Genomic DNA, 13439 nt, shown 5'->3' with positions numbered 1-13439 from the left:
TTACATCAACAAGCTTATTGCAGCTTTTGTTTCCATTCGTATACTAAATTGAGCGCCTGCAGCGGCGTCATATTGATTAAATCGATCCCTTTCAGCTGGTCGAGCACCAGCTGAGATTTGCTGTCCGGCTGCTTCTTCTTGACAGCCGTGTTTGCCGTGCTGTCTTCCTCGAAGAGGGACAGCTGCTGGATGGGAGCTGCCGCCTGCGGGACGGCAGCCGTCGTTGCGGCGATCTGCGCAGCGCCCGCCGCCCGCTCTTCAAACCCATTCAGCAGCTCATAGGAGCGCTGAATGATGTCTTCGGGCAGCCCCGCGATTTCGGCACAGTAGATGCCGTAACTCGTACTCGCTGCCCCGGGAATGAGCTTGCGCAGGAAGGTCACCTGCCTGCCGCTCTCTTTCACAGCCATGCAGTGATTACGCAGATGCCCAAGGCTTTCTTCCAGATGCGCAAGCTCGTGGAAATGCGTCGAAACGAGCGTCTTGCAGCCGATCCGGTCATGCAGGAACTCGATGACCGCTTGCGCGATCGCCATCCCTTCCCCGGTCGAGGTGCCTCGGCCAAGCTCATCGATGATGACGAGGCTCTTGCTCGTCGCCTTCTCGGTCATCACTTGGATGTCCATCATCTCGACCATGAACGTACTCTGACCGCCGATCAGATCATCGGCAGCGCCGATCCGCGTGAAGATTCGGTCGGTGACCGGAATGCGCGCAGATCTGGCAGGTACGAAACAGCCGATCTGCGCCATCAGGCAGATCACGGCGACCTGCCGCATATAGGTACTCTTACCGGCCATGTTCGGTCCGGTAATAAGCAGAATGCGGCCCTCATCCAGCAGCAGGCTCGTTTCGTTCGCGATGAACGAGCCGTCTTGAATGACCGCCTCCACCACAGGATGGCGGCCTTCTTCAATCTCGAGATCGAAGCCTTCGCCGATCTCCGGCTTGCGGTAGTGATGCGCCGCGCTGACCGTGGCCAGCGACTGATACACGTCGGCGGTAGCGATCACTTCCGCCAACTTCTGTAATCTGGAGATATGCTCGGAGATCCGGTCGCGAAGCTCCGTAAACAGCTCATACTCAAGATCAACCATTTTATCCTGCGCTTCCAGAATAAGCGCTTCTTTCTCTTTGAGCTCCGGCGTTACGTAGCGCTCGGCATTCGCAAGCGTCTGCTTGCGTTCGTAGCGGCCTTCCTGCAGTGCGGACATGTTCGCTTTGGTGACTTCAATAAAGTAACCGAACACCTTGTTGTAGCCGATTTTGAGCGACTTGATGCCCGTTGCCTCCCGCTCCTGACGCTCGAGCTCCGCGATCCACTGTTTTCCGTTCTTACTTGCTTCCCGTAGTTGATCTAAGTATGGCTGGTAGCCTTCACGGATCATTCCGCCATCCCGAATGGATACAGGAGGCTCGTCCTCAATGGCGCTAGCAATCCACGACATCACATCTTCACAGGCATCCATATTTTCGACGAGTTTGCGAAGCGTTTCCGAACCGGAAGCTGCACATACTTCTTGAAGCAGCGGAACCTGCTGCAAAGAGTGCTTGAGAGCGATCATATCGCGAGCATTCGCATTCCCGTAGGAAATACGAGCAACTAAACGCTCCAAATCGTAGACTTCCTTCAACGCTTGCTTCACATCTTCTCTGATAATGAGCTGATTGTAGAGCAGATTGACAGCTTCCAGCCGCTCTTCGATGCGTGATACACTCATGAGCGGCTTTTCGATCCAACGGCGCAGCATCCGAGCGCCCATCGCTGTTACTGTTTTGTCGAGCAGCCAAAGCAAAGAACCTTTTTTCGCGCGTTCACGTACCGTTTCAACGAGTTCAAGATTTCTACGCGTAAAAGGATCCATCGTCATGAATTGATCGGGCTCATATACCCGGATATGCTTCACATGGGTCAATGCTCGTTTTTGCGTTTCTTTTAAATAAGCAAGCAGCAAAGCAACGCCTTGACGGTTCAAAGCGGATAAAGTAGGCAGTGCGGCATCCTCAGCAAAATGCTCATCCAGCAGCTTTTCATCCACTTGCGTCCATTCCGTTAGCACCGTACTGCGTCCCCAAGTGAGGCCTGTTTCCCGAATTGTCGTTAATAAACCATTATCCGTAATAATCTCCGAAGGGTTGTACACATTGAGTTCATCAACGACGAGTTCCCATGAATTAGAAAGCCGTGTTGTATATAACTCCCCCGTTGAAATATCGCATGCCGTAAAAGCATAACCGTGTTCCTGACTCACTAGGGAAACGATGTAATTGTTGCTCGATTCGCCTAGCAGCTTGCTATCCATAACGGTCCCCGGCGTAACGATACGAACAATCTCACGCCGCACGACACCTTTCGCTTCTGCAGGGTCTTCAACTTGCTCGCATATGGCGACTTTATACCCTTTCTCGATTAACCGAGACATATAATTGTCCGCAGCGTGATGAGGGACACCACACATTGGAATTTTCTCGTCGCCGCCGCCTTCTCTACCTGTTAACGTAATTTCCAACTCTCGTGAAGCATTGATCGCATCATCAAAAAACATTTCATAGAAATCACCCAGACGAAAAAACAAAAAAGCATCCGGGACTTGCGCCTTCACGGCCAAGTATTGCTGAATCATCGGCGTATATTGGGCCACCTTGCGTTCCTCCAACCAATCACTATATTCATTGTCAAAATCTATGAAACTACCAAACTTTATTTTCATATGTGTGCAAAAAAGAATGTCAGAGGACGAGCCTCTACAGACTGTTATTCAATAACTTTTCCCAATGAACCCCTGGAATAAGAGCCCCTAAAGACTGCTATCCATCCACTTTTATTGCTTTTAGCGAAAATAGAAGCTTCTAAAGACTCTTATCTTATCAGATACGCTTCATTTTCCAATGATTTCTCGAAATAAGAGCCTCTAAAGTCTGCTATCCATCAACCAGCAACGCTTTTATGTAAAATAGCAGCTTATGAAGGCTCTTATCCAACTGTAAATGCACCATCCAAATATGAATCCCCATGCACAGATTAAAACCATTTCAAATCTCTTATAGATACACTATTATAACATGATTTGTTCTTCAAAAGCTTCTTTACGATGGTAGGGTGCAATTTTCCAAGCTTTGCGAAAATCAGCTCTTTCGTTCCATGGCTCCATTGACATAATTCTTGCTCGGAGACGTTCCAGAACGGCAGCGAATACGTCATAGCCCTTCAGCTGTTCAAGATCCTGCCAAAGCTTCGCAACTGTGGCTTGAAGCCGCTGCTTATCCCCACGATAGTAGGCCGCTTGAATCTCCGGATCCTGCAAGGGCTGCCGAGGCAGCAGCCAGTAGTTATCAACAATAAGCGAGGCTAGCGCGAACACACCGCGCGTGATATCGGGCGAATGCAGCCAGCTTGGCAGAGTACGGTACTCGAAGCCACCATGCGACTTCTTGCGGAAGTCGCCAAGGAAGCCGTACCGAGGGCGGCGCTCTCGCGTCGTGTCGCCCTCGATCAAGATCAAAGGCAGCGCGAGGTAGTTATCGAGCGCGCGCAATAAATGCCCATTCAGCCAGCAGCGGCTGAAGTGGATATGTCCGCCGAGGGGGTAGCCCCCCACCGGCATGCCGCCCGAGAGCCACGAGAGGCTCTCGTCGTCGATCTTCCGCGCGGCGAGCTGCATCGTAGATCGCAGGTTCCTCGCCAGCTCGCGCGGGTCTATGCTTGGCTGCGGGCGCAGCTCCGCCAGCGGCAAGATCAGGCGATGTCCGCTGAGCACGACGGCATCGCAGCCGACTTCGCCGTCCCGCGTCAGGAAGCGGTCGGCGAAGACGACCTTGCCCTGCGGGCTGAGCAGCAGGAACTCAGGGTCGCTGCCGAGCATCGCCCGTTCCTTGCGCCGCAGCTCCTTCGCGATAGCGATCTCATAGCGATCAATCGCCTGCGCGAACAACTGGGCCAGCTTCCCGTTCAGCTTAGGAACGGGATCCACATCCAATACCAAGGTGTGCCCGCTAGGCAATACACCTATGGTGACAAGGCCATAGTCTAGGCCGAGCGCATAGACAGCTTTTAGAGACTCACGGCTAGCCCTTCGGACATGAAAATTGGCACGATCTGGTGTAACTTCTATGTAAACCGAACTGGCATTTAATTGTCTTTGATCATAGAGAGCTTTCTCCGACAACAGAAGTGTCTCCTTCTTCTCATAAACAGCCAATGTCTGTAAATGAAATACAGCTACCTTATATTTATGTGTGAATGCTAATCGCTCATCCTTGGCACTTCGGCCATTCTGCCAAGCTACCGTCTTAATGCCGTGCAAATGAAGCAGTTCTTCCCGTTTCGAACGTATCTGAGCTCTAAGAATCGCCCTGATTGGCTGCAGCGCCGGCTTCAGCGGCCACTCATCATGAGCAGTTCCCCAATGGATGATGACCTGACCTCGCCAATCGGCCGGCAGCCTTGAACCACTGGGTATGCGAATGAGATCCGCTAGCTCCAGCGCTTCTTTTTCCTGTGCGTGCAGTAAGAATGTTTCCATCCATTTTGCCCCTTCTCCGTTCTCATTCCATCCTCACAGTCCGTGCATCTGGTTGAAATGCCCATTTATTGAAATAAAACAAAAAAGAGGGCAAATGCCCTCTGCCGAACCTCTTTCACCCGCATACACTGGTGTATAAGATTCCTTAATCCAAATCATCCTCAAGCAGATCGGCGTCCAGATCCTCGAAATCTCCATCGCCGTTGTCATCGAAATCTACATGCTTGTCGTCGAAGTCACTGGGGCCGTAGGGGCTAACAATGACGAAGACTTTCGTTTCAGCGACCAACTCAACTTGGAACTCCCGTTCCACCCGAATGACTACGCTGTCGCCGCTAGAAGAGATACTTGCTTCCACACAGTTCGGCTCTTGCGTTGCGACAGCAGATACTTCAGCAGTTGTTGGCCTATGTTTTTTGTCCAGATAACTTAGCCCAACAATTTCTACATAAGAAACGGTTTCTTTTGCTACATCTGTTTTGGTGTTACGATCGTAAGAATACCAGATGTTGATATCATAAGTACCAACTACCTCTACGCCCTCTCCAGATTGGATCGACTCGAATTGGTTATTAATAATCCAAGCGCCCAATATACTGGTCGGAGAAAAGGGCGGAGTCACGGTATGACTTACATGCGAAAATTTGCGACCTTTACCGCAGACAGCTTTTGTAATGATCTCTCTGCTTTGCAAATCTTTATCTAATGACATCCTTTCAACCTCCTCCATACAATCATTCATTACAAGTGTATGCAGGACAGCAGTCTAGAGTGACAATTATTTTATATTATTTTTACGATATAAAAATACTCATATCTTTAAGAGTCAACCCGCCTCTGGGCGCTGTTTTTTTTGCTTTTTGGCTATAGATAAATATTGCATAAGCTCCCTGTTAAGCTGTAAAATGGCAGATCGCACCTCGAATTCTTCCCGGCTTTCCGGCAAAGGCAGCTGTTTATAACGAGCATCCAGAACTTGCAATTCTTTCTCCGCTTCACCAGTATAGTAGTCTTCCTTAACGGTTTGACTAATATCTTCAAGAATCGCTGCCACCCACTCCCCCTGCGGCAAAGTTTGATACACTTGGGCAACCAGATCGATCATTCGGTGGATCGACTCCAACTGCTCCTCCCTCATAAAGAAATATACCTGCAAGTAGGGGTCTCCTCCGAAAATGAGTGTATTCTCCATCGTACGTTTAGCTAGCCCTGCCCCTTGATCAATCTCTTCACTAACTTCCAAAAGCTCCTTGCCATCCCACACAACTGTATTATCTCTCAAATGCTTAGCCATGTTTACGAAAATATCCGAAAATAGCGCCTCGATTCTTTGCTTATGTCCCTCGATCGCTTTATCCGTCTTAGGCATATAGGCGATATTGATGAGTGTCGCTGTACCCAATCCTATGAGCAGAAGATACATTTCATTCAGAACCGCCATCCATCCAGCAGTTTCATAGGCGAAAAGATGCAGCATAACAACTGCCCCGGTCACCGCCCCCTCCGTAATCCGCAGCCTATGCAGGACGGGAAACACGACGAGGATGAATATACTGACAACCCACACATGGAACCCCAATACCATAAAAAGAAGAGAGCCTGCGAGAAGCGCGAGCATGGAAGCTAATATCCGATGAAATGCGCTTTGAATCCCTTTTTTCTTCGTCACTTCTATACCTAGAATAGCAAGAAGTCCCGCTGCCGCAGGCGTTTTTATCCCGAATACGTGCGCTAGATACATCGCTATTACGACCGCTAGCGCTGTTTTGAGCACACGAAAGCCCATAGCTTTTTCACCTCGTTATTGGTTTTAACTATGGGCTCATTATTTCATTTTGGGCAAACTGTGGCAAGACTTATCTATGTTTTGTCATTCTTTTTTCCAAATTGGACACAATTTGATACATAACTGTAGCCACAATCGCAATGACGAACAATGTAGAGATAACCAGTGTAAAATTAAACACTTGAAAACCGTATATAATCAAATAACCAAGACCCATTTGCGATACGAGAAATTCGCCTACGATCACACCGATCCATGCCAGACCTACATTTACTTTCAAAGTCGAGACGATGGCTGGGAATGAAGCGGGTAGAATAGCTTTTAAGAACACTTTTCGCTGATTACCCCCAAATAAAGTGACGACCTTCACATAGTTGTTATCCACCTCTTTGAAGCTCCCATAGACGACTAGGGTTGTGATAATAACAGTTATCGAAAGTGTAGTCGCAATAATCGAGAGCAAGCCTGGTCCCAAACCAACGATAAATAACGGTCCAAGGGCTACTTTAGGCATACTATTCAGCACGACAATATAGGGATCAAGCACACGGGAGAGAAACGGCGACCACCAAATCACAACCGCTAATGCCGTACCGAACAAAGTGCCTAACACAAAGCCGATAATGGTTTCGACGACCGTTACGCCCACATGCGGAAGGAGGCTGCCATCAAGGAGTTTATCCCAGAGCAGCTTAAAAACTTTCGTTGGATAACTAAAAAGCAGCACATCGATCCACTTCAGACGGGCCGCCATTTCCCAGAAGATAAAAAATAAGAGCAGGATGGCTAGTTGAACAAGTCTTACATACTTCGTTTTCTTTTTCCTTTCAGCCAAAAATTGCTGATGAACTTGCTGTGTAAGCGTATCGTCCGCATTTTCGTTGAGACGCGCCTGCTGCTGACCATCACTCATGATGCACGCCCCCAAACTCCTGCCATATCAATCGAAAAAGCACATGGAAATCGGGCAATTCCCGCGCTGCGAAAGGCACGGAGGACCGAATTTCCTGCGGAATTATAAATTCTTTGCGAATTCGTCCCGGATTAGGATCCAGCACAATAATACGATCACTCATCGCTATTGCCTCAGAGATATCATGTGTCACAAGGAGTGCTGTCTTCTTCTTCGCACGAAGAGTCTCTACAACCAAATCCTCCAACTGAAGCTTGGTTTGATAATCGAGCGCGGAGAACGGTTCATCCAGCAGAAGCAGTTCAGGCTCAGTGGCTAATGTTCGTACTAACGCGACTCTCTGACGCATGCCCCCGGATAGCTGAGCGGGATAATAATCTTTGAAGCCGAGCAGCCCCATCTCATCCAATAAATGAAGCACTTCCTGTTTCTTTTCTTTGGTTAACGTTCCTGTAATTTCTAAACCCATACAAGCATTGTCTTCGATCGACCGCCATGGGAATAAATAATCCTGCTGAAGCATATACCCCACCCTTGTCGATGGACCGTCTACGTTCCCTCCCGCAACAGTCACCGTACCCACTGTCGGACGAATGAGCCCGGCAATGATCGACAAGAGAGTTGTCTTCCCACAGCCACTTGGACCGATCAGACTAACGAATTCACCCCGCTGGATAGCAAAATTGATCTGCTCTACAGCAAGTGTAGCTCGTTCCTCGGTCACATAAACTTGTGTTACGTCCTTTACAGTCACAGCTGTATCCATGTTCGTACCCCCCTCTTGTTCGATTCATCGACATGCCTAATGCTGAATACTACGGTTTTACGTTCGATTTCGCTTTCTCTGCAAAGCTATTGTTCACTAGCTTTTTCCAAGCTACCTTTTCTTTCAACTCACCTGCGGAAGTCATCACATCTAGCAAATTGTTCCATTCTTGTTCATCAACAATGCCGTCCGTCGCGAATGATCCTTGATCCTTATAGCGTTTAACAACACTTTTTACAATTTCTACATCGATATCTTTAAAATAAGGCAGAACCGCATTCGTGATTTCATCCACACTTTTCGCGGCAACCCAAAGCTGAGCGCGTTGTACCGCATTGGTGAACTTCTGAACCGTTCCTGCATTTGATTTCAAGAAGCTTTGTTTGGTCATAAATACCGTGTAAGGCAGGTGTCCGCTCTCCACACCGAAGGAAGCCATAACGTAGCCCTTGCCTTCTTTTTCAATAATGGAAGCTTGCGGTTCGAAGAGCTGTACATATTCCCCTGTTCCCGATGCATACGCGGACGCGATATTAGCAAATTCAATATTTTGAATGAGCTGGAGATCCTTTTGAGGATTAATGTTGTGCTTCTTCAATGTGAATTCGCCAGCCATCTGAGGCATGCCGCCTTTACGTTGACCGAGGAAAACAGAGCCTTTGAGCGAGTTCCAGTCGAACTTATCCACTTTCTTCCTAGCAACCAGGAAGGTCCCGTCTGTTTGGGTTAGCTGCGCAAAATTAATAACCGGATCATCCGAGCCTTGTTGTGATACGTAGATCGAAGTTTCCGATCCAACTAAAGCTACATCAATAGCGTTTGACAGTAAGGCTGTCATCGTTTTGTCGCCGCCTGGTGTGGTGGTCAATTCAACATCAAGCCCTTCATCCTTGAAAAACCCTTGCGATAAAGCCACATACTGCGGTGCATAAAAGATGGATCGCGTGACTTCACCAATACGCACCTTTGTTGTTTCTTCGCTTTTCGTTCCGCACGCCGAAACGATTAAACTGAGCAGTAGGACGGCGGATAATGTGAATCCCCATCTTTTCCGATTGTTCATGGACGTCCCTCCGATAAAAGTAGTAATGTATCCTATGCAGGAGCCCAGAAGTCGGTTAATATTGTTTTCTGAAAATATGGAGGGTAGAAGATCAAGTGCCGTATCCTGCCATATTTGATCACTCAAGCAATGTTGTATAATGGAGTCAATTTCATAATAAAAGTCCGATTTTTCTAAGTATGGTTTCGGAAGAAATGCAGTTGGATAAGAGCCTTTAGAGACTGCTATTACTTCATTTCCAGCGTATTTTGTAAAAATAGGAGTCCCTAGAGACTCTTAACCTTCAAGTGAAGTGTAGATTCGGTAGAAAAGCAATCGGATAAGAGCCTATCGGATAAGACTTCATTTCCAGCGTATTTTGTAAAAATAGGAGTCCCTAGAGACTCTTAACCTTCAAGTGAAGTGTAGATTCGGTAGAAAAGCAATCGGATAAGAGCCTTTAGAGACTGCTATTTCTTCATTTTCACCGTATTTTGTAAAAATAGGAGTCCCTAGAGACTCTTAACGTTTAAGTGAAGTGTAGTTTCGGTAGTTACAGAATTCAGAAAGGGATTTATCCGTTTTAGTTAAACGGAGAATAACATGATATCTTGGMACCTAATGGATGCCTTGGGTAGGTGACTGTTTTTGAATGCGCTATAAGTCCTTATGTAGCAAGAGGTTTGAATTATGAAATTGACTCTAATGTGCAACTTTAGCCAAGCAAAACAGCTTAATTCCTACGAATGATGTAAAAAATACAACAATTTCTTTCAAAAGGATCCACTTGGAAAGAATACGGCTTGAATTGTTGCAGAAAATGCAACAATTCCTGCTTCGTGAGAAGAAACCGGTGCGAATTGTTGTATGTTATATAACTTCCCGGTATAAACTGGAACTAAATGATCATGTACACTTCCTAATTTGAAGCTGCCCCCTCAAACCCACCCCAGATAAGAAACTACTTCGTTCTTCAGGATATTACTTTTCACTTGTTACACTTCTCTCAATTTCATTATAAAACCTATCCGGATAAGAGAAAATCCATATTTATCTAATTATTGGCAAAAAAAACAGCAGCCCAAGGCAATATTCCTGCCTCAAGATGCTGCTTTAATCACTTTAAATACCGTAAACCGTTTGGTACTTCTCTTCCAAGTATTGGACAAGATAGTCGGGATTCAAATCTTCACCAGTCACTTGGCGAATGATTTCATTCGGCGTCAAAAGCTTGCCATGCTGGTAAACTTTATCTGTTAGCCATTCCTTGATCGGTACCAGATTGCCTTCGGCAATCAAGCTGTCGAAATTCGGGAGCTCTTTGCGAAGGGTATGCGTAAATTGCGCCGCGTACATATTACCGAGTGCATAGGACGGAAAATAACCAAATGCGCCACCAGACCAGTGGACATCCTGCAGTACACCCTCGCCGTCATTCGCTGGAACCACGCCCAAATACTCTTCGTATTTGGTATTCCAAGCTTTAGGCAAATCAGCTACGGCAATCGTACCGTTGAATAACCCTTTTTCCAGCTCATAGCGAATCATAATATGTAAGTTGTAAGTCAATTCATCAGCTTCTATACGAATTAATGACGGCTCGATATGGTTTATAGCACGATAGAAGGAATCCACATCTACATCATCAATTTGTCCGCTGAACGTCGTTTGCAGCTCGCCATAGTAGCGATCCCAGAATGCTTTACTGCGTCCGATCACATTTTCCCAGAAGCGGGACTGTGACTCGTGAATACCCATCGATGTCCCCGTGCACAGATTCGTACCAACTAAATCTTTGGAAATGTTTTGCTCATACAGCGCATGTCCACCCTCATGAATTGTTCCAAACAAAGCGGATGTGATATCATTCGGCAAATAGCGTGTTGTGATCCGAACATCGCCTGGGTTCAGTGCTGTTGCGAATGGATGCACCGTTTCATCTAATCGGCCCGCTTCAAAGTCATACTGCATTTGCTTCAAAATGGAAAGTGAGAACTTCTTCTGCTTGCTAATTTCAAATTGTTGATCCAAAAAGGATCGACTAGGCTGATTGGCTGAAGCTTGAATACGCTGAAGTAAGGGAACCGCTTTTTCACGCAGCGCACCGAAAACTTCGTCTAATTTCTCAACTGTCATTCCCGGTTCATACATATCCAGTAAGGTGTTGTATTTATTGCCTTCGTAGCCCCACAGCTCAATAAATTCTTGAGTAGTAGCAACGATTTTCTCCAGATATGGCTGGAACGAAGCCCAATCGGAGTTATGCTTCGCATCTTCCCAAGCGGATTCTGCTTGCGAGGTAAGGACGACATAGGCTTGATATTTCTCGGCCGGTATTTTTTTACTGCGATCATATTCTTTTTTACATTCTACGACCATTTTTTTGGAAATGGCATCTAGCTTCTCTAATTCAGAAGGCTGCATGAAAAAGTCCAAATAACTTCCCATCTCATCGGATGTAGACATACGGAAAACTTCGGTGGACAGCTCTCCGACGACTTCAGAACGAGTTTCTATTCCTTTTTTTGGAGCGCCGGTACGCATATCCCAATAAATTAAGGCGATGGCCTCCTCGTACTGCTTCATTTTGCGGACATAGGCCTTGAAAGATTCCAGCTTTGCTGGGGCTGCTTGCACACTCATGCTCTAATCTCCTCCCAAAAGTTTCTTATTTTATCATACTTCGTCCCCTACTCAGAATCAAATTTATGCTGGGGTATGATAGAATAATGACAAGCTTAGGTAAGAAACCTAACTGTGCAAACACTTGAAGGAGATGACTCTTATGAAAATCACGTTTACCGATACAGCTATTCATAGATTGACACCATTTACTTCTGACCAGAATGAAGCTATCTTAAAGCTAGTTTTTGATACAGAAGACTGCGGCTGTTCCGTAAACGGAGTGCCTACCCTTTGGCTGGTTTCCCAAGCAAATGATGATGATCTTACCGCTGAAACCGAGACTTTCAAGCTCATTTATAAAGCTAAGGATGAAATCTTTTTTGAAGAAAACATGAAAATCGACTACCATGAAGGAAATAAATCCTATATACTTAAGAGTAATAATCAAATTTATAATGCGGGTATGAGCTTAGTCGACAAAAGATAAAGCTGCGAAGAATATAGACAAGCAGCACATCAACTTACCTGGAGGGAAACCATGTCTTTGATTAACGAAATCTTGAACTATAATAAGGAATTTGTAGAAACGAAGCAGTATCAAGAGTTTCTGACTACGAAATTCCCAGACAAACGGATGGTCGTTCTTACCTGTATGGATACGCGGCTGGTCGAACTGCTGCCCAAAGCCATGAATCTTCAAAATGGTGACGCCAAAATCATTAAGAATGCCGGAGCGATTGTCTCACATCCCTTCGGGAGTGTTATGCGGAGTATTATCGTCGCTGTCTACCAGTTGGAAGCGGATGAAATATTCGTTATTGGACATTACGATTGCGGTATGACGGGATTAAACTCAGAGAGTGTGATTGAGAAAGCGAAAAACAGAGGCATCTCCGATGATGTCATTGAGACACTGGGACATTCAGGCATCGACTTGTCTCGCTGGTTAACAGGCTTTAATCATGTGCGCGAAGGCATTGAGAAAAGCGTTAACATCATTCGAAATCATCCCTTGCTTCCAAAAAATTTACCGGTTCACGGCCTCATCATGGATCCCGAGTCAGGTCGACTCGATTTGCTTGAAGCTGGTTATGAAGCAAATGGTTCCGTATCTCAAAAAGTGGAATGAGCTAGCCTAAAAATATACAAATAAGAAGCCTTTCAATCCACTTTAACGTGGAGTTGAAGGCTTCTTTTTCTATGGCTTCTAGCCTTGTGCCAACACACACACACACACACACCAACTTCTACGTAAATCAATGTCAAGATAACCCTGGACATTAGCCAGGTCCTTCGTTTAACAGCCCCTCCCAACTACTGCGTGCAACTTGTAACGATGTAAAACATCGTTACAAGTTGCACGCAGCGTGGGAACCAGCACTGTTTTCATCTGCAACTCTGAATATCAACGTTACAGCGCGAGACAGCCACGGCTGAGACATCTGCAACGATGTAAAACATCGTTACAAGTACCATGCAGCGCGGGAGCCAGCACTGTTTTCATCTCAACGCTGAAAATCATCGTTGCAGCGCGAGACAGCCACGGCTGAGACATCTGCAACGATGTAAAACATCGTTACAAGTTGCACGCGGCGCGGGAGCCAGCACTGTTTTCATCTGCAACGATGTAAATCTTCGTTTCAGCGCGAGACAGCCTCGGCTGAGACATCTGTAACGATGTAAAACACACTAAGCATGCATCAAACCTAACATCGTAGAATAGTTTAATTGCGATCAAAGGTTATCCACAAAAAATAACATATTATTACATAACATATTATTAC

The 13439-nt window shown here is 46.4% G+C and carries 10 protein-coding genes; 2 read left to right on the top strand and 8 right to left on the bottom strand.

All coding sequences use genetic code 11. The features are described from left to right. Positions 1 to 14: 14 nt before the first annotated feature. The 8 genes from mutS to ASG85_RS10275 all read right to left on the bottom strand — a co-directional run bounded on the left by mutS (position 15) and on the right by ASG85_RS10275 (position 11673). Positions 15 to 2642 (bottom strand): DNA mismatch repair protein MutS, encoded by a 2628-nt coding sequence (mutS, locus tag ASG85_RS10310; RefSeq protein WP_060646155.1) that lies wholly within the window; start codon positions 2640 to 2642, stop codon positions 15 to 17. A 414-nt stretch (positions 2643 to 3056) separates the two neighbouring features. Further along, complete coding sequence (locus ASG85_RS10305) at positions 3057 to 4523, bottom strand: putative amidoligase domain-containing protein (RefSeq protein ID WP_060646154.1); 1467 nt, start codon at positions 4521 to 4523, stop codon at positions 3057 to 3059. A gap of 145 nt (positions 4524 to 4668) precedes the next feature. Continuing rightward, a complete protein-coding gene (gene cotE / locus ASG85_RS10300) occupies positions 4669 to 5235 on the bottom strand; it encodes an outer spore coat protein CotE (protein WP_057302335.1) in 567 nt (188 codons plus the stop codon). Positions 5236 to 5349: 114 nt separating this feature from the next. Then, positions 5350 to 6309, bottom strand: a complete 960-nt coding sequence (locus tag ASG85_RS10295) for an aromatic acid exporter family protein (protein WP_057302334.1) — start codon at positions 6307 to 6309, stop codon at positions 5350 to 5352. A 70-nt stretch (positions 6310 to 6379) separates the two neighbouring features. Further along, positions 6380 to 7222, bottom strand: coding sequence for an ABC transporter permease (locus ASG85_RS10290; RefSeq protein ID WP_057302333.1), 843 nt, complete (start codon positions 7220 to 7222; stop codon positions 6380 to 6382). Next, positions 7215 to 7988, bottom strand: coding sequence for an ABC transporter ATP-binding protein (locus ASG85_RS10285; RefSeq protein WP_060646153.1), 774 nt, complete (start codon positions 7986 to 7988; stop codon positions 7215 to 7217). The genes ASG85_RS10290 and ASG85_RS10285 overlap by 8 nt, the downstream gene beginning before the upstream one ends. 49 nt (positions 7989 to 8037) lie before the next feature. Then, positions 8038 to 9051 (bottom strand): ABC transporter substrate-binding protein, encoded by a 1014-nt coding sequence (locus ASG85_RS10280; RefSeq protein ID WP_057302331.1) that lies wholly within the window; start codon positions 9049 to 9051, stop codon positions 8038 to 8040. A gap of 1101 nt (positions 9052 to 10152) precedes the next feature. Next, the gene (locus tag ASG85_RS10275; RefSeq protein ID WP_057302330.1) at positions 10153 to 11673 is read right to left on the bottom strand and encodes a carboxypeptidase M32; all 1521 of its coding nucleotides are present in this window, start codon (positions 11671 to 11673) and stop codon (positions 10153 to 10155) included. Positions 11674 to 11815: 142 nt separating this feature from the next. On the opposite strand from ASG85_RS10275, the gene ASG85_RS10270 reads away from it, so the two are divergent. Further along, complete coding sequence (locus ASG85_RS10270) at positions 11816 to 12142, top strand: iron-sulfur cluster biosynthesis family protein (protein ID WP_057302329.1); 327 nt, start codon at positions 11816 to 11818, stop codon at positions 12140 to 12142. Between the two features lie 51 nt (positions 12143 to 12193). Beyond that, positions 12194 to 12784: a beta-class carbonic anhydrase gene (locus ASG85_RS10265; RefSeq protein ID WP_057302328.1), complete on the top strand. Its 591-nt coding sequence runs from the start codon at positions 12194 to 12196 to the stop codon at positions 12782 to 12784. The last annotated feature ends 655 nt before the right edge of the window (positions 12785 to 13439 follow it).

Origin of the sequence: Paenibacillus sp. Soil724D2, assembly GCF_001427935.1 — a bacterium.
Taxonomy (GTDB): domain Bacteria; phylum Bacillota; class Bacilli; order Paenibacillales; family NBRC-103111; genus Paenibacillus_E.
The sequence above is the reverse complement of the archived record's forward strand: the minus strand, read 5'-3'. Positions and strand labels throughout refer to the sequence as shown.